Origin of the sequence: Metabacillus herbersteinensis, from assembly GCF_042433335.1 — a bacterium.
Classification (GTDB): Bacteria; Bacillota; Bacilli; order Bacillales; family Bacillaceae; genus Metabacillus; species Metabacillus herbersteinensis.
In genome coordinates this window covers 14,805-34,509 of sequence record NZ_JBHLVO010000022.1, presented here as the reverse complement: position 1 = coordinate 34,509, position 19,705 = coordinate 14,805, and the positions used below count along the sequence as shown (strand labels likewise).

General features: G+C 34.9%; 17 protein-coding genes and 1 pseudogene. All 18 read right to left on the bottom strand.

Features of this window, described 5'->3' with window-relative positions; genetic code table 11:
* Positions 1-53 precede the first annotated feature (53 nt).
* Positions 54-1,883 (bottom strand): DEAD/DEAH box helicase family protein, encoded by a 1,830-nt coding sequence (locus ACFFIX_RS19620; RefSeq protein WP_378937041.1) that lies wholly within the window; start codon positions 1,881-1,883, stop codon positions 54-56.
* Positions 1,884-2,032: 149 nt separating this feature from the next.
* Positions 2,033-2,911, bottom strand: coding sequence for an ArdC-like ssDNA-binding domain-containing protein (locus tag ACFFIX_RS19615; protein ID WP_378937039.1), 879 nt, complete (start codon positions 2,909-2,911; stop codon positions 2,033-2,035).
* A 307-nt stretch (positions 2,912-3,218) separates the two neighbouring features.
* Entirely contained in the window at positions 3,219-3,854 is a 636-nt protein-coding gene (locus ACFFIX_RS19610; protein WP_378937037.1) for a serine/threonine protein kinase, read from the bottom strand.
* A 457-nt stretch (positions 3,855-4,311) separates the two neighbouring features.
* Positions 4,312-5,346 carry a helix-turn-helix domain-containing protein gene (locus ACFFIX_RS19605; protein WP_378937035.1) on the bottom strand — a complete coding sequence of 345 codons (1,035 nt, stop codon included), beginning with the start codon at positions 5,344-5,346 and terminating at the stop codon, positions 4,312-4,314.
* 249 nt (positions 5,347-5,595) lie between these two features.
* Entirely contained in the window at positions 5,596-6,912 is a 1,317-nt protein-coding gene (locus ACFFIX_RS19600) for a replication initiation protein (RefSeq protein ID WP_378937033.1), read from the bottom strand.
* Between the two features lie 1,174 nt (positions 6,913-8,086).
* A complete protein-coding gene (locus ACFFIX_RS19595) occupies positions 8,087-8,566 on the bottom strand; it encodes a hypothetical protein (protein ID WP_378937031.1) in 480 nt (159 codons plus the stop codon).
* A 338-nt stretch (positions 8,567-8,904) separates the two neighbouring features.
* Positions 8,905-9,195 (bottom strand): GNAT family protein, encoded by a 291-nt coding sequence (locus ACFFIX_RS19590; RefSeq protein WP_378937029.1) that lies wholly within the window; start codon positions 9,193-9,195, stop codon positions 8,905-8,907.
* 39 nt (positions 9,196-9,234) lie between these two features.
* Positions 9,235-10,647, bottom strand: a complete 1,413-nt coding sequence (locus tag ACFFIX_RS19585) for a DNA cytosine methyltransferase (protein WP_378937027.1) — start codon at positions 10,645-10,647, stop codon at positions 9,235-9,237.
* Between the two features lie 86 nt (positions 10,648-10,733).
* Entirely contained in the window at positions 10,734-10,919 is a 186-nt protein-coding gene (locus ACFFIX_RS19580) for a hypothetical protein (RefSeq protein WP_378937025.1), read from the bottom strand.
* Positions 10,920-10,951: 32 nt separating this feature from the next.
* The gene (locus ACFFIX_RS19575; RefSeq protein ID WP_378937023.1) at positions 10,952-12,799 is read right to left on the bottom strand and encodes an LPD1 domain-containing protein; all 1,848 of its coding nucleotides are present in this window, start codon (positions 12,797-12,799) and stop codon (positions 10,952-10,954) included.
* Between the two features lie 67 nt (positions 12,800-12,866).
* A complete protein-coding gene (locus tag ACFFIX_RS19570) occupies positions 12,867-13,136 on the bottom strand; it encodes a hypothetical protein (RefSeq protein ID WP_378937021.1) in 270 nt (89 codons plus the stop codon).
* Between the two features lie 52 nt (positions 13,137-13,188).
* A pseudogene (locus tag ACFFIX_RS19565) lies at positions 13,189-13,974 on the bottom strand (DUF6094 domain-containing protein); the annotation flags it as partial.
* Positions 13,975-14,079: 105 nt separating this feature from the next.
* The gene (ltrA, locus tag ACFFIX_RS19560) at positions 14,080-15,885 is read right to left on the bottom strand and encodes a group II intron reverse transcriptase/maturase (RefSeq protein WP_378937017.1); all 1,806 of its coding nucleotides are present in this window, start codon (positions 15,883-15,885) and stop codon (positions 14,080-14,082) included.
* Positions 15,886-16,580: 695 nt separating this feature from the next.
* Entirely contained in the window at positions 16,581-16,883 is a 303-nt protein-coding gene (locus ACFFIX_RS19555) for an N-6 DNA methylase (RefSeq protein WP_378937015.1), read from the bottom strand.
* Between the two features lie 32 nt (positions 16,884-16,915).
* Complete coding sequence (locus ACFFIX_RS19550) at positions 16,916-17,302, bottom strand: hypothetical protein (RefSeq protein WP_378937013.1); 387 nt, start codon at positions 17,300-17,302, stop codon at positions 16,916-16,918.
* A 332-nt stretch (positions 17,303-17,634) separates the two neighbouring features.
* A complete protein-coding gene (gene ssb, locus ACFFIX_RS19545) occupies positions 17,635-18,090 on the bottom strand; it encodes a single-stranded DNA-binding protein (protein WP_378937011.1) in 456 nt (151 codons plus the stop codon).
* A gap of 39 nt (positions 18,091-18,129) precedes the next feature.
* Entirely contained in the window at positions 18,130-18,765 is a 636-nt protein-coding gene (gene radC, locus ACFFIX_RS19540) for a RadC family protein (protein ID WP_446686115.1), read from the bottom strand.
* 82 nt (positions 18,766-18,847) lie between these two features.
* Entirely contained in the window at positions 18,848-19,195 is a 348-nt protein-coding gene (locus ACFFIX_RS19535; RefSeq protein WP_378937007.1) for a DUF6018 family natural product bioysynthesis protein, read from the bottom strand.
* Positions 19,196-19,705: the final 510 nt, after the last annotated feature.

Below are 19,705 nucleotides of genomic sequence, written 5' to 3'. Positions count from 1 at the left end.
GTCTCACCTTGCTAATCAGTAAATCAGTTAGACACATTTTGTATCCTCTCATTTCACGCTGTAGCGCTTGTAGAGAAACATGGCGCACGATAATATACGTCTTCAGCTTTACCACCGAATAAAGTTCCTGTCCCACCTACCACTTTTTTAGAAACAGCGGCAAGACTTCCTAGAGAATTTCCTTGGGCACTATTTCCAGCCTTTAACTCATGAATCTCGTCTATTAAGGAAATATCAAAGAAATTATTCATCTTACGACGAATATATTCAATCGTCGCAATCCTTCTTGGACGTCCAACCATCTTTGGCATTTCAGGTTGAGAATCTTGCAAATGTTTAACAAGTTTCGAATTTTTATCGTTGGCAGCATGGACAATCTTTCTTTCATGCTTCGCCCATTCTTTGAAACTACTATATCGAGTAGGAACTTTCTTAGTCCATAAGCTGCTTCCACACTCAGTACAATATGCATTTGCGGGCTTTTGTGCATTATGGAGTCTTCTAGTCTCTCCAAATTCATCTGGTCCCATAGAACGCTTATGATGAACAGTCTCTTCTTCGCCATTTTCATTAAGCTGAACAGTACTAGATTCAATGACCTGGTGAGCTTTACCGCAATCTGGACAATAGAACCCATAGCGATAAGGCTTAGCTTCATGTTTCACTTGGTGCATTGTTTTAATTCGTTCAAACTCAACTACAGGAACATTCGCGCAATCTCCACGCATGATTGTAAAACTAATTACAAAAAACGTAGGCTTTGTTGGTTTTGGTCTCCCACTATTGGTCCAATCTCTATGAAATTGAATTAGCTTTTTAGTTTCATCAATTACATGAACAACTGCATTAGGAATAATCTCCTTAATTTCTTCTGGCCACTTTTTCGTTAGTGATGGAGGAACCAACACACATGCAAAATAGCCTTCCTTTTGTTTCTCTTTGTAATATGCATCCGCTAAAGCAACTAACATAGTAGTCTTGCCAGTGCTCATTTCTCCTTGTATGATCAAACTCTTTTGCTCTTTTAATCTCTTTGCTATCGCAGTTGAAACGTGAGCTTGTACAGGGAATAGTTCACGTTTGTACGATTCAAAGTGTTTGAAGCTTTGATCTGTCATAGGGTTATGCGTTGGATTAACTTCTTCGGAAACCTTTGCAACCATATCATTAACATATCCCTGCATATAGGTCGTAAGATCATCTGTAGATTCCAAAGCACTTCCAGTACCTTCTCTCGGAAATGTTAATTCACTCGCTTTTACCAATTCGGAAATTAACGTATCAGCTTGTTCTTCTTCCATGTTTACCTTTAACAAAGAAATCCCATTTGGAAATAGTCCCTTATCAAAGTAAAGTTCGACCTCTTCCAAATATCCACGTTTGATCAAAGCTTGGTAGATTGTATCCTTCCATTCTGGGAGAATGTGAAGTCCATATTTACCTCCCCCTAATACTTGTCGAATATCTTCAGCAGGATCACCCTCAAAAGAAATTACGTACTCACGATTTCCAAGTAGCTCATCATGAACAATTGCTAGAGCTTTTCGATTGTTGTTAATTGTTATTGGAAACTTCTCATATGAACCTTTATCAGAAGATATCTGGAAATCACGAACAAAATCATAACCTGTAAGTCCCTTTTTACCAAATCCGAAATAAAGTCCATCACTACCAATATCAATCGCAGCCTTTATAGATTGAAGTGTCGAGTCGCTACCTGAAATGATTGCCATCATAAGTTTAGGCTTCATATGGTTTCGTTCAGGTTCTTCACATGCCAATGCATAACAAAACGCATTTTGCCATGATTGTTCCAAATACACTTCCATCATTTTCGGCTGTTCATTTGTCTCAATTACCTTATTGAATTGAATACTACTCATAGTTGTTACCCTATCAATAAAGATAGAAAGGGGCCCTGAGGCGATCCCTATCTAAGCAGTAAAAGATAGGGATACACCTCCCATATTGTTATTATTATAAAGAACAAATGTTCTGTTTTTCAATATAAATTTAAGAACATAGTCCTAGCTTACGCCGTTTGAAGTTGTTGAAGTGATTGTTGCTGTTCTTTTAACCGTTGGAATTCTTGAATAATCTTTCCTGATATCTCACAAATTTGCGAACCATATTTCATAAGAGATTCTGTATCTCCCTTACTCCATGACTTCACATAGTGAAAAGAATAGTCCGATGTATCAAGACCAAAATAAGAACAAACTATATACGCAGAACCTTCAGCAACAACCTCTTTTTCTTTCTTTGAACTTCTAATGTCATATCTGTGCACTTTTGAATGCACGAGCTCATGAACTAAAGTTTTGCAGCGATGATTAATCGAAAGAGTGTCTGAAACAGTAATACGGTGCTGAGATGGAACATAAAATCCATTTGCTCCCTCTGCATCTCCATACGACACTGGACAATCATCCTTCTCTGCAACCTTTTCAGCAAAGTTAATAATTTCTCTCGCTTCAGGAGAATCTCCATTTAACTCAATTTTTAAAGAGTCTATCGGAAGTGGCTCGCCTTCAGTTTGAGAACAATCAAAGACAGGAACAGTTACAAAACCTACTAACTTGAGGTCTTCGTTGCTATTTTCATCCTTTGCTTTCACAAATCTAGGGGCAAAAATCCTAATGGCTTGTTGCCCTTTCTTTACATATCTACCTAATTCATTCCATCTTTTAAATGGAGCAATAAACTGTGCACGTGGCAGCTGTGCCTTAGCAACAATTAAATTACGAAAAGAATAATTAGGCATCAATGCTTTCATTTGTAGAATTGCTTTAAAATCTTCAGGAGAATACGAGAAATTTGATACTCCTTCGTCCAACTGTTTAATTAATTGTTCAACCCTCTCTTTTTGAGTTGGTTGATCTTTTTTTTGTTTCCACCCATTTTTCTTCAATTAAAACATCCTTTCAAAGTTTTCTTTTATATAAAAACGAGAATAATAGAGACACTATGGTCTAATCATCCTCGTTAATATCCACCCATTAAAAGCTTTTTTGAACGCAAAAAGGCCCTTAGGTTTAATAGAGCATTAAAAAAATGCATACTATCAACCCAAAGGTCGTTAAATGTAATATAATCCCGCTAATCCAAAAGGATTGCAAACAAAATTTAAAATAGAAAAATAATATAGTCGTATTATACCGTTTATTGTAGAATTCGACAAGAGCTAAACATGACATACATTTTTCTGCTTTCTACTATTAATTTAGCCCGTTTATATAATTTACTGCGTCTTGAATGTGATTCTTGAAAGAGTCTGGAGATAACTTACTATGGCGACCATCATAAGTGTTCGTATTTCTGTTATATAAGGAGGCTTTAGCGAAAATTGCTAGTGATCCGCTAAGGTATCTTCCAACTAGCCTTGCTTCCTTCGTTAAAGGTTCACCATTAAATTCCCCTGCATCCCAATATGACCTTTCAACATATTCGCCTGGTTGGATTTCAACTAATTCTTCTTCGTCGTAAAGTAATTCCTCATAAACTCCAGTAGGCTTTAGCTTTTCTGTTTCTAACAAAAAGTATGACCATTCGTATTCGGCGCTTGGAAACCATTGAAATGTTAACTTCTTAGGTTTTAAAACATGACCAATCCCACCTAAATTCAATTCAATACACTCGTTTTCATTAGAAAGCGAACAACCATGTAAATCTAATCCCCCACCATTTGGCAAAAAAGTGTGGTTAAGTGCTTGGTTATGACCTATAGAATCCAGTATTTTTGCAATTGATTGAGGACCGTGCCATTCCTTGCTAAGTGGAACTTTACCATCGAAAAGAGTTTTAATCATGTCTTCCCATTTTGGTAATTGATCATCTCTAAAATCATCTTTCATAACTTCTCCCCCTAGAAACTAGTTTGACTTAAGATATGTGTAACCTTATGAAAATCCCTTCTGAATTTATGGTAACACTAATCCCTTAAAATGGATATTATCTATTAGGTTAATAAGATGACTTTAGACATTTTTCTAAATTACTATAATTTTTCTTTAAATCTCTTATTAAATTAATCTTATTTATTCTCAAAATTTGAGAGGACCTTTCTCAGTATTTGAGAGTCTACTTCCCCGACTCTCAAAATTTGAGAATGGTCAATTGTGGATAACCCGACTCTCAGAATTTGAGAGTCAGGAAAAAGTCTGTGGATATCTCGACTCTCAAAATTTGAGAGTCAGACTATCAAATACTGAGAATGGGTATATCAAATACTGAGAATCTAATTCTGATTATTTGAGAGTGGGTATTACTATAAAAAAAAAGAAGCAACCATTATAGTTACTCCTTCTGCTATTATTGTACTTCTGGTGGACAATAAAACTCTAAGTTTAGTTTTTCCATTTCTACACCTTGAGTAATCGGTAAATCAAGATTCTTCAAAATCTCTATCAAGAATTCTCTGTATCTACTTTCAACCCAACTTTTAGTGAACTCATTAGGCAAGTGGATTTTCAATATATAATGTCCCTCGTCTTGTTTCATCGTAGCATAACTACTTTGAAGCCATGTTTCATAAGAAGGTTTAGACATTTTGTTTCTCGCTTGTGTTAGTACAAGATTCCATAGAGTCCATTCAGATTCATTGATCTGCTTTTTTTCTTCTTCAAATACAGATGCTTGTATTCTCTTACCATTTTCTTTGCGAACTACAGACCTCACTGATTTTTGTTCTAAGTCTTCATAAACCTCTTTATATTTAATCGTTTCAATAGGCTCTTTTCCTAAAAGTAGCGGATTAGATAACCATCTAGAAACGTCGCGGTCATGATCATCTTGAATATCGTTTGGTAACTTATCAACTAAGTCTTGAGGCAGGAATGGAATTAGCATTCTGACTTTGAATATAGGACTTTCCTTGGAATTATTTTTCCTAGCATTTTCAACGTAGAAACGATAAATAAATCCAAACTGTTCTAGAATATCTAAATATTTAACCACTGTATTCCTGCTTTTTCCGAACCTTAAACAGATATCTTCTATACTCGGCCAGCAATAATCTCTTCCTTCACTCATATTGCAACGTCTTCTTAAATAAACATAAATCGCTACTGATTCAGGACCTAAGAAAAAACTCCAATAATCTATAAAATAATTATGTATCATTGTAAATGAACCTTCAATAATTTGGGGAGATGGTCCCCCATAATTATCTAATGTCCAGCCTTTAACGATATCCTCATCGAAATATTTTTTTTGAACAATAGGCTTAAAGTGAAGAGATTCCTCATTTTCCCCTCTCTTTTGACGAACTGGCAAAAGTTCTTCTGTTTTATATTCTCGGTAGTAAAGGAGTTCTCCATCTCTTTCTTTAAGGTTTAGCCTTTTCATTATGTACCTCCTTTTCTTCACCCTATATTAGAGCAGCAATGCTTTAAGGGCTTATTTGACCACTTTAATGTGGAAATATATTCATCCACGCAAAAAACCCCCTAAATGGACATACTTCACCTAAGGCTAGTATTACTCATTTAGGGGGTTTCCCTTTGATATGAATTTATATCCATTCTATCACTTGCTATTAAATTTTGAAATAAAATAATATTATCGTTAATGACCTTACTAGGATAATAGATTGTATTAGTAAGGTAGTCCTTCTTTGTAGTCCTCGTACCATTTTTTAAAGTAAGCCTTAACCTTACTCTTTTCAAAATCTTCGATCAGTAGAGGTGGCAATCTATGTTTTAACCGGTAATCATGGATCGAATCCAGCTCTTTAAACAATGTTTTGTTGATTTCTTCTTTAATCAGTTTTATTTCTTCAGTTCTCTCTGGCTTCTTCTTATTCATTATAGTAATAAAATATGAGTATATTTCCTCTAGGACTTTTAAATCCTTACCAGTTTGCTCTTTAAGTTTATTATCGGCATTACCAATAGCAAGTTGATAAAGTGGATCGTTTTTACCATCCTTCTCATAAGAGGACTCAGCATAATTCAACTCAATAGCACTTATGATATAACCAGGTAGATTACCTAATCCCTTATCTTCCATCTTTAGAACATACCTTAGATTGTCCTCAATATAATTAGGGTGGTAGCTTTTAATAATGGCTACGGACTTCTCTCGACTTACACCTTTTGCTATCAAACGATTTAGAATGCTTTGAATATCATAATCCGCAGCTTCCTCTGATAATTTCGATTGGATATTACTTTTGTTTTTATAGATATAAAAAATGAACGAATGAATAGAACGGCCAACCTTTTTATGTATTTCATATTCAAAGCGTATGTCGGTCTTTTCTTCAATTTCTTTTTTTGCTTTGTCTAGAACAACTGCTCTAAAGTTTTTCATTAAAGTTAATTTTTCATCAGGAATAGAAAGTAAATCTCTTAATTCTTTCACTTCAAATATTCTTTTGCCGAACCTTTCCCGTTCTTTTAATAATTCATAAAGCCTCCAGGAGTATTCAGACCGTAACTGCAATACATTGTAAAGTTGGTACTTCGTGTATGATTTGAGGTCTATTAAAAACTGAGCAAGATCTTCTGAAAGTTTTATTGTGATTTGACCTTCATCATAAGTAGCACGCTGGACCCAATAAATATCATCAATGACAACTTTATTGTTTTCTTTTGTTCTCTTTACTGTAAGAGGTTTACCGTTTAAGCCTTTTACTGTTTCTCGGATTCTTTCATAAAATCCTGACTCGGAGATTCCAAAAAGTGAAGCTAATTCTTTAGTCTGCAGAACGTATGATTTAAAGTCCTTATCCTCTGGTTGCACTAGTGAAACCAATGCATAGAGTAGCCTACGCTCATTAATGGTAAGATTCTGTTTCGTGTTGACTAGGGCATTTGATTGATTGACCCAGTAATACGGTTTAATTTCCGCTTCAACAAGATCATTATCAAATGTTAGTTGCTCTTGGTCAGCAGTATCCACTATCGTCATTTCAATCCTCCTAATCTTAGTACCTCAAATATAGTACAAAAAACGTTGAGAATCTACACATTATTACACACTTCGCTACGCAGGAATTATATAGCTACGGTTTCGGTGTAAAGGTTTTTTATCTAGGTGGCTCTACTATTCTAATGTAGCTACCTTTTCGATGTTCACAAGACCCTTTAAAGTAAGGTGTGGGGAGGATATAGCTACCTTTTCGGTAAATATATGATTTTAACCTTATCTTCGATAATTACTTATGTCTATTAATTAGGTGTAAAAAAATTTTTGAAAGGTTCATATGTCTACTTAATCGGTTCATTCTTTCCGATCAAACGCTATATGTCTATAGAATGAGTGTTCAAAAGCAATAATCTTAATAAAAATGCTTAAATAATAACTCTTTTCTCTATTTTCACCTTATTATCACGATAATATAGAAGACAAATCGAAAATAAAGCTTTGTAATCTATTTCTACACCGAACTACTAGCTATATTAGAAGATAAATGGAGACTTACACCGAAAAGATAGACTTATCACACCGTTTTGATAGCTCTATTATTATCGTTTAACTAGACATGTAGAATCGACTTAATAGCTATATGTACTTAATTAGTAGACTTATAGAACCGTTTTGATAGACATAATGTTGTTTTTTCCTTACTGTCCCAAGGGTTGAGAATTTGTATAAACAAGATAACAGTTTAAAAACAAATAAAAACAATTATAAAACAGTATTAACATGGGATTTATAACATTGGGGTAAAACTATGGAAAAATTAATACATAAAAATACTTCTGTAGCTTTGAAAAAAAGTTTGATTAAATTATGGCTACAAATACTGATTCTTATAATAGGCTCTACTCTATGAGAATTCCTTCTCTTTTTGTCGATATACGTCATATGAATGGGGGAAAGAAAGTATCTGACTATTCATAGAGTCAATTTAAAGGTAGGAAGATATGATGAAGAATACTTTTGTCGATAATGTGGACAACACAAAGTTGGTAAAGATGACCTCATAGATTGTATGTAGAGATACTGGTAATTAATTCAATTAAAGATCTGTTAGCTAAATAAGAAAAAAAAAGTCGAGTCGTTAATACCACAGGAAATCGTTTTTTTTATGGTTTGTAACTTCCTTAGCATTGTAAATTCGCGTTTTCCTGAGCTACCCCTATTTTATTTTTATTTTTTCAATGCTTAATATAGATTTTTCTTGTAATGGAAAAATCACTTCTTGTTCTTCTCTAATAGCCGGTGAGTTTAATTCATAATTTTTATTATCATATTTCATAGCTTCTATAAATCCTTTAACACTAATTCCTGGATTATTTTTAGTTGCTTCTGCTGTGATTATTGTATGATCTCGCGATGAATTGAACCAATATAAATCTTCTAATCTTTCAGATGCTGTCCATGAAACATAATGATTGTTATAATTCACTTTATCAAGGTCTAAATGAACTCTTCTTATTTTCCCTGTATATAGTAAATGTTTTGCAAGCTCATTTGCATTTTTATCTTCACTCTTCTCCCAATTACGAATATCTTGTAATACCTTTTTCCAACATTCATCTGTATTGTCTAAATTACTTCTACCACTTCCTTCTTTTGGATGATTTACCCACATTTGAAATAATTCTAATAGTTTCATTTTTAACTCCTTATTTTTAATAAATACCATTATACTCTCTTTAATAATTTGATATCTTTTTTATTTTCCTAAAAACTAAAAAGACCACCTATAAAATAGTAAGTGGTCTCGCAATCTTTAAAGAGATAGGAATTTACGGTTAATCTTTATTTCAAAGCCACAACTTCGATGTAATGTAAGAATAAGGGGTTTACCTATGACACTTTTAATTAAATTCTATGACAAAAGATATTTCATGATATGACATTTCATAATAAAATCAAATTTATTAAGAAGTAGAAAGTAATAAAAAAACCGCAAGGACGTAAGTCATTTGCGGTTTTTCTGTTATTTAATCTCTATGCGTACAATTCACCAATACATATATCTTCTATTCCCCAAACATAGATATAAGAAAAACAATTTTTAAAACCTTGTTTTTCCCAAAATCCCTCTGCTTCAAATAAAGAATATAATATAATCGGTTTTTCTTGTAACTTTAGTTCTTCAACAAATTTTGTACCATACCCTAAACCTTTAAATTCTTCTTTTATTTCTATATTCTCAAGAAGAATTGCTTCAATAGATTCAAAAAGAGTAAAGTCATACTCATCTTCAACTTCATATATGTCATATCTTTTTAAAATCATTCAAATTAAATGGTGTAACAGATATATTTTTAAAGATATTCATAAAAGTAATTCAAGTTGACCATTAGTTGTTATAGATACTGCTTGTTCAACTTTTTCCTTTAAAACTCTTGCTGCATCATTGGTCTTCTTATATGCTTGTCTAAGGAAGGTTGTAGCTATGTTATTACCAATAGCTTTTATAACTTGACAGCTTACGCTCTGGCCTAACATCTCAATTCTTCGAGTAACAGGTGTATGATCACAAAACTCGAACCAAGAAGGGACATCCAGAATTCTTCTTATTTCATTTTCACTTAAAAATCTCCAAGATTTTTTATCTTCACTTAAAACATATGAAGAAGAAGCAGATTGGCCTCTATATCTCTTAGGCAGGCAATTTATCTGCTGACATTCACCGTCAACAAATGTTTTATCTAAATTTCGATCCCGCCAAGAAGAATCTCTATCTTCAAAGTTAGTCATCCACGTTTCGATAGACTTCCATTCATGAACTACATGTTTACCATCTAAAAAATTTTTCAATTTCTTCCTTCTACCTTTAGGAGGAGCAGGAAACTGAAAATTTGTAAACATATCGAACTCTTTAAAGGCTACGACATATGTTCTATTCCTGGTTGCTATACTTTTAAAATCCCAAGCTTCGATATTCTTCTCAGCAAAATATGGATAATCATCTTTTAGAAGATCCTTTAATAAATGCCAAGATGGATCAGTAAAAAATGCGGGTACATTCTCAAAAAAAACAATTTTTGATTGAGATGATTTTATAATCTTAAAAGCGGCAAGCACAAGATTCTCTATGACCGAGCCATCACCATTTCCCAATGTGGAAAATTGATTGCATGGAAGTGTTACTAATGCTATATCTGATTTTGCTACTTCGTGACAATCGCGAATATCACCGTTAAATAGAAAACTATTAGGATAATTGTGCTTTAGAACTTCTGCAGAATCATCCTCTAACTCAATCTCTTGAACAGCTGTAAAATATTTTGTATCAATTAATGCTCCACTTCCTATACCGCAACCAGCTCCGACACTTAATATCTTAATTCTATCATCTTTAGGTGTCATCTGTGTACAATTCTCCATCAACTTAAAATGAAGCGGTCGAATGACAATACGACTCTTCAAACCTTTTCGATAGACACAAACTTCCACCTTTTGCTTAATGCTAATAATTGAAGCATATTCTTTTTTCGCGCTATCTAACAAAGGTCTCCGCTTATTACTCGTTTTGTTTAATCTACCACTTGCGTGTACTAAATGACCTGCATCATCAAGAGAATGATTTTGTACAGTAATTTCCTCATTTTCTTCATCAATATTTATATATAAAGGATCTCCTTCAGCAATACCAGCAGCTTCTAAAACTAAACTTTGAAGCCAAACTCTAGGTGATTCACCTTTTTGACTGATCGTATAAACTTTCTTTAAAACTTGATTCATCATAATTCCCCTCAATTTTCGTATTTTGCAACAAGAGCAAGGCATTAAAGCCAAACTCATGTTGTTATATGTCCCTTTTCAGATGGTTAGTTACAGAATAAAGATAGATAGTCTAATTCATCCATATATATTTCTTCAATACCTATTAGCTTTAAATCGTACGTTTTAGCTAAAAAGTAAATGTCTCCTACACAACTTGAGCGGAAGAATTGATTTAACTCTTGATTCATTCCATCCTTATATTTAGCAAGTAACACCTTTTTCTTTTTCATATAAGCTTCCCCTCAGTTTGACTAGTAATCTATCAAAGAATTTTATTTTCTCTTAAACATTCAAAAAGAACGTCAAACTTTTGATTAATATTTATTCTTTCTTCTCCCACAGGGAAAGCAATACCATTTCCTGTAGCATAGACAAGATAATCGTTTTTTCTCTTCATCTCTTTTAATCGATCAGCAATATAAGCTTCAAACGCTCGTGCTGCAAGTTCGTATGGAGCACTCCAATACTTACCTACTTTCCCTTTATCTAAGGTTAGTCCTGGTTGAAAGAACTGAGATGTACTTGATGGATAAGGAATGCTTTCCACTCGCTCACCTGTTGTATCTTCATGAAACCAAGCTAATGCTAATGCGTGCTTTTTTAAATTGCGTTCAGCAGCTTTAACTAGCTTGTTTTTTTGTTCCTCTCGTGTATTTCCATAGGGAATATACATTGAGAGATAATGACTCCTTCGACGATCCTCTTTTTCTTTAAATTCACTCATTATCTTAAAAAGATCTCCGTGGTTTCTCTTATAGGTATTGATAAACGTCGAGTTTACTCTATATCTTGTTTTTTCATCATTGGTATTTTGATAATACGCAACGCTAGTGCCCTCTAAAATTGCAGACATGAGACTCTCGAAAGCAGATACTATTATCGAGTCGATAGAAGGACCAATACTTTCTATTTGAGACATAAATCCAACAATTCCATTTTTATGTGAGTGCGATACCCCCAAAAGATGACAATCTAAATGATGAAACCATTCATGGGCTAGCACTCCTGTACATCCCCTATCTTTCGTAAGGTTAATAACCTTTACCTTAGGATCATAGGTTCCTAGTGCTTTGCCACGACCTCTACTTCCAAAGGCCATCCCTAGAGACGCGTTAATCGCAATTGAATAATCTTCTATTCCGATTACATCCGATAAGTCAAAAAAGGCCTCAGACGCTCTCAAGATATGCTCGTTACCCTTCTCATCTGACACATAGTTACCAAATTCGACTGCTTTAAACTGAAAAGCGTTCATCAAATCCTCTGGAATAAGAACAGAAGATTGTCTGCCGCCTACTCGGTCAGGTCTTTCTGGGAAAGTACGCTCCCATAATGGTTTAGCTCGTTGAACGCTTTTAACTGTCTTCTTAGCTAGCAAGTCATCCCAAGTAGATACCTTTGATAAAACAGTTTCCCATGTTTTATCTGCACTCTTCCTCTTCGTAAAAAAATTAACGAATTTGTCACCCAAACAACACATTGGTTCTTGTTTTGCTTGAAGGATTTGTTTAAGTCTTGATTCATAGTATGATAAATCCTTTACTACAGCTTCATACTTACTACAATCCTCCGGATCAAGTTGCTTTAACTCTTCTTGAAGCTTGTTTATCATCTTTTGGGAAAAGTTAGATGAAGAACTTTCATACGATAAGTGTCTTCCTAACTTTCCATAAGCACTAATGTATTCATCTTCATTTTTAACATCATCTAGTATCTCTTTGAATTTCAACGAAGCTGCTAGAAATGATTTTCTTGCTTCAGGTGAATCAATAGATGGGTGAGAGTCAATGCGTTGAATGATGAGTTGTTTAACTCTCGCTACAACTGGACTAGTCCCTTTATCCTTCTCACTATCCAAAGAAAAAGATTTGAATACCTGCTGTTTTGTTACCATTTCAGCAGCAATAACTGCACCTAATTCTTCTAACTCACTTAATGTCTCAACGGAATTGGATTGTTCAAATTCTCGTCTGATTCTTGCTTCTTCTTTCCGACTGCCACTTAAACGAGTGCCGACATCGTAAGCTATCTTCTTATTTGTTTGTTGTTCGGTCCTCACATCTTTAATTAAATTAGTACTTTCCTCAAATAGGTTAATTTGCTGTTGCATAAATATCTCTCCTTAGAATTTAGTCAAATAAAAAAGGGACAAATCATAATTGATTTATCCCTCTCGTTTAAGCTGTTAACTTATTTATTCTCTTATAGAGTTGCTGCCACATTTCCTCATTATCTTGAAGATAATCGTAAAAGGCCCAATTATAATCAGTCCAATAATCAAGAACTTTATAGCTCGGCTCAACCTCGCGTACTCTAAGAATTGTTTGATCTCCATTATGACAAATGCATTTATACGCATAATCATTTTGGAATTGAACTTCTTCTACCTCTTTAAACTGATCCTGTTGATCATTTATTGCATGTTCGTACCCGATAGGTATCGTCATCTTATATCCTCCTGAAAGTTTCAATTTATTATTTTATAGGCTTAGAACACCCTTAAATGAGCTTTCTTACTAAACCACTTGCAGTGATTACTTTAACTGAGACATCTCGCTTCGTCCTTGTCTTCGTAATGACTGTTTTCGATCCATTATCGTGGTGTCGAACTTCATCATCTTTAATCTTGGATACAATCTCAAGACCTTGTACAAGATGATAATTATCTCCCTCTCCAATTTCACCATTAATCGCCCCGCTCGCAAGCAAAAGTGCCATCTGACCAGAATTAATAGGTAAACAAGGATTACCTCCTATAACAAGCTGTTTCGGCTTAGAACGCTCCTTAAACGCTTGAAAACCCTTAGAACTTAGGATACCCTCGTAAAAATTAGACTTTTCTTCTAATTTCGTATAGAAAGTCTTCAATTCAAGAGCACCGGATGGTACATTCCACTTGTGTTTACCTACTAATAAATTGATTGGTGTCACTTTTCTTTTTACAAAGTCCTCATTATCCATTTGTAATAAGAAGTCGTAAAGTTGTTGATTAAACTCTTTTAACTTTCCACTCTTCTTATTCCCTATGAAAATACATTGTCTAAAATCATCATAGTCATGCTCAGAAAATCGAACTATTCCTATATTTGTGAAATGAGTTGCTAAAAATCTTGCAATCTTCTTGTCAGCGAAACGATAGGAAGGGATAATGTAGACCATCAAGCCTCTATCCTTTAAATATCGAACATTCCACACTAATTCAGTCCATTCTTTTCGCTCTGCATTTTCATCATCCATAGCTTTCATTGAGAAGTCATATGGAGGATTTAGAAATAGCATAGAAAAGACATCGTTTTGATAGCGATAGGTAAGGTTTTGATGCTATCTCCACCTTTTCCCCCGCTCCACACCGTACGTGAGATTTTCACCTCATACGGCGTTCCACCTAGTTTAGAATCTAATTGGTTTTAGATTACAAGCCTTGCGATATTGGTTAACTTTCTGAATTTGCCTTGCCTTCAGATTTAGTAACATAAGGTATCGCCCAATAGTGTCTTCGTCAGAAGCGTGAATCAGTCTATGCACGTTTTTGTGGATGATTCTCAGATTGTCAAAGGAATCATTACCTCCTTCTTTTCTAGGGGTAAAATGGTGACAATGAACATCATACGCATATAAAAATTCTCCTGTAATATCACAACAACCCATTTGCATTGAATATCGTGAAAGACGGTTGTCTAGATATTCTGCGGTACCCTCAGGGATATGGGATTTCATCAATTTAAGAATTTCACCCATGATTTCGGGTTTCAATTTCTTAGAAATTAGCAATCTCCCTTTTTCCGTGAATGGTGTTAGCTCCTGTGAGAAGTTCAGGTTTGTTTTGGTCTTAATAGCTTGCATAGGATAAAGGTAAATACCGTTTATTACCCATGCTCTGTATCTGGACCAGCCATAGAATTTTTTGTATGTTGGCGGTGCATTACTTGTGTAAACCCGCTTTCCAACTTTTGAGAACCTATTGTATATCAGTCGGGATAATCTGTGGGATAGGTCGGTAAAGTCGTTACTAACATGAGTTGCGTATTTAAAGTAGTTATGGATTCCTAGAATGAAGCTGTTCCAATTCATTAGGTTTTCTCGGGAAGGGTTTTTGCGAATATTCAAGATATGCTTTCTGGCACGTCTCAAAATTTGCTCCTTCTTTTCACTCTTTATATTACTTTTTGAAAAGTAACTGCTACCCTTTGGGGTTGCTTTTAGAGTGAAACCTAAGAAATCGGTGCTTCTTTTTCGGAGATTAACTACTTTGGATTTATCCGGGTTGATGTCTAATTTTAGCCTTTCCTTTAAGTAATCTTTAACCGCGTGAAACCATTTGAGTGCAACTTTATGGTTTCTTGCAAAGATTTTAAAGTCGTCAGCATATCTCACAATGTAACCTTCCTTTAAATTGGTACGTTTTAGGGCGGCTATCTTATCACCTTGTCTTTTGTATGAAAATTTCGATGGGTAGTTCTCCCATTGATTTGAGATCCATACATCTAAGTCATGTAAGACTATGTTAGACAGAAGTGGTGACAGAATACCTCCCTGTGGTGTTCCTTTTGTTGGAATACCTAGACCTTTAATGGGGGCTTTTAACATTTTTGAGATTATTGCTAGGACTTTTCTATCCTGTATGCCTATATTCCATATTTGTTTCATTAACCTTCGGTGATTTACGTTATCAAAGAAGCCTTTGATATCTACGTCTACAACAAAGTGTAGTTCAGCCTTGTTGATTAATGAATCGCAACGGGATTTGGCATGGGATGTACTTCTTAAAGGTCTGAAACCATAGCTGTGTGAGTAAAATTTCGCTTCACAAATTGGCTCCAGGACTTGCTTAAACATCTGTTGAATAGTCCGGTCAATCATGCTAGGAATTCCTAATGGACGTTTGTCTCCATTGGGTTTGGGAATATAGACTCTCCTGACCGCTTTAGGTTTATAATCCACTAATTGCTCTTGGATAAGAGTGATTAGTTCCTCTTGGGATTTTAGTTTATAGCTATCTATCGTAATTCCGTCAGTTCCTGGAGTTTTAGACCCTGAATTTGACTTGATAGTTCTATATGCTAAAAGGATGTTGTCTCGACTGGTAATCATCTCGTAAAGTTTATTAAACTTTTCACCGTTCTTACTTTTCTCATATAACTCAGAAAAGGTCGGTGTTAGTCCGTAATACTCCCACTGTCGCAATCTCGTCTGCACTGTGGCAACTCCACCTTTCTTTGAGTTGTCCCCACATTCATACTCGACCGATGCAGCTCATCTATTAAACCAGATTTTAGTTCTATTCTAGACTTGGGCCTATCCCTCCATTATGTTTCCATAATTTCATAGGTACTGTAGCCCTACTTTCACGACAACGAATGCATTTCGATACCAGGTATCTTATAGCAACCTTCCCAGTAGTGACTGTTATATAGAAGTTTGTCGCTTACGACGTTCCGAATTAATTAGCTATACATATAAACTTAGGTGCTGACTCTGAGCCTGTGAGCTTAATATCCTCATAGTTGGATATATCGGTTTTCATAGTCATCTGCTTACTAGCCGACACTCACCTCGCCGACACTCACCTCGCTGTTGCGAGCAGAATACTTTCGTATTCCTATCATATAGACCCTTTCATTCGCCAGTTCGTCAGTTCCTTTTAGAACATTCTCACCATATTATTTTGTAGCCCCCCGACTTATCATCATCCATATTCAAAGAACTTAGGTTGATTTCAGCCGACTTCGCCTGGCTTCACACATCTCTGATTCACTATTAGTAGATGCATGCAGGAGTCTTAGGGAAAGAGTTTCAGCTCAACATGAAGGCTTTCATTCCTCTTTATCATTAATTCAGTTATAACTATTCTTTATTACGAATAGCCCCTTCTTTTCCTAGATTTGCTCTAGTTATAGAAGAACGCCTCGCACTATGACCATTGATTCGATGGGAGCGTTAATGCAATGATCTAAAGCTTCACTAGCTTTTGATGCTCTTGCCTTATCGAGTTCCACGCCATAAGAAGAAATGATCATTTTGTCATTCTCATTTCTAAGTTTTTCTACAATGTGATGTAAGATTTCTCCCTCTCCACAAGTAGGATCAAAGAAACTACAGTCACCTTTTACTTCTAATAATTCTGTTAAAAATTCACCCTGGCGTAATGGCGTTGCGAAGAATCCCGAACGCAATTTATTCCCTATATGTGACATATAAATGCCTCCTTAATTATTTAATAGATTGATTATGCTAAGTTATTAGACTTCAACTCTGTTAAGAAGTCTTCCAAAGTAAGATCGTATCTTTCCTCACCGAATTCATACAATTTAACATGTTTTTGATCATCAGTTAGTGTTCCAATTTTTGATGGACCCCAACCTGTTTGAATAGTATGTCCTTTGTATTTTATAGCAAGTTGTTTGATCTTCTCTTTCTTTGGATCTAACTTTCTTTCCTCTACAAGTTTCACAAACATGACAATAGGATAGTTATAAGATCGGCCATCACTTTCTTCGCCAATAAACTTAGTCCGATTCAACTTAATAAACTCAATTGTTTTACCTGAAGTAATTTCAATGGTGTCACCAGGTTTTAAAGTTTTAAGTTGAGCTTTTTTTTGGTTAAGTTCCATTTGTTTTGCTTGCTAAACCTTTGCTCTCTCTAAAAGAATTTGATCGGATGAATCCCCTTTTGTTGCAAACAATCGAGTGGGTATCCGATAGGGCTTATTGTCGAGTAGACCGATCCAATAACTCCAGGAACTCTACTTTCCGTCCATCTGTTAAGGTAACAATTTCACCTTTAGTAAGTGTTTTTAGAACCGGTAACTTCTCTTGATTTATCATATTTAGCATCCTTTCAAGTCTCGTTTTGTGTAGGAGCGTTTAGTTTGTTTTTTATTAAATAAAAAAGTGCTCATCCATAAATGAACGAACACTCTTTTTCTTATTCAAATGATAAATTCTAAAACGGTAAATCATCATCTGATATGTCAATGGGTTTTCCCTCATTAGCAAAAGGATCATTTCCACCCTTATTTTGATTTTCTTGACCGTGATATCCTCCGTTGTTATTTTGATTACCGTTTGTAGATGAACCGGATTTAGGCTCTAAAAACTGTACGCTCTCGGCAACAACCTCTGTCACGAATATTCTATTACCCGATTGGTCTTCATAACTTCTTGATTGAAGACGACCATCAACTCCTGCAAGGCTCCCTTTTTTAAGGAAGTTTGCTACATTCTCAGCCGGACGAAGCCACACAACACAATTTAAAAAATCTGCTTCCTTTTCACCTTGATTATTAGTGAATGTACGATTGACAGCTAATATGAAGGTTGCGACCGCAACTCCGCTTGGAGTGTACCGCAATTCTGGATCTTTCGTAAGGCGACCTACAAGTATTGTTCGATTTAACATGGAAACACTCTCCTATTATTTTATAAGTTAATTAGTATCTCAAACGTATCCTTTTTCTTTTAAACTTACATAGCCAGAACTACCAATGATAATATGGTCTAGTAATTCAATTCCAACCATCTTACCAGCGTCGGCTAATCGCTTAGTTACCTCAATGTCTTCTCTAGATGGCCTAGTATCTGAACTTGGATGATTATGGGAACAGACAAAGGATGCTGCATTTAATCTCACAGCTTCGCGGAATACGTCTCTAGGGTGAACAATACTAGCATTCAGTGTCCCTATAAACAATGTCTTCTTTGAAATCACTTTATTTTTAGTGTCAAGGTAGGCAACAACAAAATGTTCTTGCTGCTTCCACTTAATATCATCAAACAACTTAGAACAATCTTCAGGACTGCGAACAACAAATTGTTCCTCATCCTTTGTTTTAAGATAATGTCCGATCAATCCAAAAGATGCAACAATCCTTTGAGCTGCCTTTTTACTTATACCAAAGTCCATAATTTCGTATTCACTCATTTCAGCAAGACGCCTAATTCCAATACCAGCTAAATTTCCGGAAATACCAGAGTCAAGATTCCCGGTAATAATCGACAATAAGTGCTGCAATGGTGTATTCTCGACTCCATAAAAAGTCATCTCTTCTCTAATATTCACATTAAATTCTTTCACTGGTAACTTCCCCTTTTTTAAATAAAATTTCTTAATAAAACAAAAACAGATACACATTTGTGTATCTGCCTCATTTTTCCTATTAATCGTTTAAGTCGAATAATTCTTTAATGAAATGTAAGACTTTATTTTTCTTTGATAATTCAAAAGGTTTCTCGCTTCCCATATGAAAAACTTTTTCACCTTTGAATCTCCAAACAACCGATTCCTCTGTAGCAACCTCAACTGCTTTTACAAAAGCCAAAACTTCTCCTATTGCAGTAGAATGATTGTTAGATCGGCAACGGAAAATACGACGTGTACCGTTTTTTAAAATAACTTCCGCAGCAATACGAGGTTGATGATAAAAAATCGTTTTGCCTTGTACCGCTTTTCTACAATTCTCGATTACATCTCTCTTGTTAAAAAATTCTGCTAATGTTGCACCCATTGATAAAACTCCCTTTCTGAAGAAAAATTATTTATACAAAACGCAAAAAAGCGCCCTTCAGAAAGATTCATAGACACACAGAAAATAAGTGTGAAAGAATCGCCCCAAAGAACGCATAACGTTTAATATCAAACCCGCTAACCAAAAGTGGTTGCAAAACAAAATAAAAACAAAAATAAAATACTCTTTAATCATACTATGTGTTTATTAAAATAACAATAGTTAGTAAAGATGCTGTTTTTTAAAATGAAATGGTTTGCTTATAGACGAATATTAAGTTCCTCAAAACTTTATGTGGTGTGTTAAGGATTAAGGTAGTATAAATCTCTAGAAGGGTTCGCTCTATCGTATGATCTACCTTAACGCTCCGAACAAAGTAATTATCGTACATATGCTCTCTTGTCATACGCATATCCATTTGCATTATCCTGGATCGCTTTAGTGTTCTTGTGATTCCGTTATAGCTCTATGGTCAACGCCAAGACGTTGAGCAAGCGTTCTAGATCGTTC

Bases quoted from the DNA above. Each gene is read 5' to 3' on its own strand.
- ACFFIX_RS19620 (WP_378937041.1), bottom strand. From the start codon at position 1,883: ATGAGTAGTATTCAATTCAATAAGGTAATTGAGACAAATGAACAGCCG.
- ACFFIX_RS19610 (WP_378937037.1), bottom strand. From the start codon at position 3,854: ATGAAAGATGATTTTAGAGATGATCAATTACCAAAATGGGAAGACATG.
- ACFFIX_RS19605 (WP_378937035.1), bottom strand. From the start codon at position 5,346: ATGAAAAGGCTAAACCTTAAAGAAAGAGATGGAGAACTCCTTTACTAC.
- ACFFIX_RS19600 (WP_378937033.1), bottom strand. From the start codon at position 6,912: ATGACGATAGTGGATACTGCTGACCAAGAGCAACTAACATTTGATAAT.
- ACFFIX_RS19595 (WP_378937031.1), bottom strand. From the start codon at position 8,566: ATGAAACTATTAGAATTATTTCAAATGTGGGTAAATCATCCAAAAGAA.
- ACFFIX_RS19590 (WP_378937029.1), bottom strand. From the start codon at position 9,195: ATGATTTTAAAAAGATATGACATATATGAAGTTGAAGATGAGTATGAC.
- ACFFIX_RS19585 (WP_378937027.1), bottom strand. From the start codon at position 10,647: ATGAATCAAGTTTTAAAGAAAGTTTATACGATCAGTCAAAAAGGTGAA.
- ACFFIX_RS19580 (WP_378937025.1), bottom strand. From the start codon at position 10,919: ATGAAAAAGAAAAAGGTGTTACTTGCTAAATATAAGGATGGAATGAAT.
- ACFFIX_RS19575 (WP_378937023.1), bottom strand. From the start codon at position 12,799: ATGCAACAGCAAATTAACCTATTTGAGGAAAGTACTAATTTAATTAAA.
- ACFFIX_RS19570 (WP_378937021.1), bottom strand. From the start codon at position 13,136: ATGACGATACCTATCGGGTACGAACATGCAATAAATGATCAACAGGAT.
- ACFFIX_RS19555 (WP_378937015.1), bottom strand. From the start codon at position 16,883: ATGTCACATATAGGGAATAAATTGCGTTCGGGATTCTTCGCAACGCCA.
- ACFFIX_RS19550 (WP_378937013.1), bottom strand. From the start codon at position 17,302: ATGGAACTTAACCAAAAAAAAGCTCAACTTAAAACTTTAAAACCTGGT.
- ssb (WP_378937011.1), bottom strand. From the start codon at position 18,090: ATGTTAAATCGAACAATACTTGTAGGTCGCCTTACGAAAGATCCAGAA.
- ACFFIX_RS19535 (WP_378937007.1), bottom strand. From the start codon at position 19,195: ATGGGTGCAACATTAGCAGAATTTTTTAACAAGAGAGATGTAATCGAG.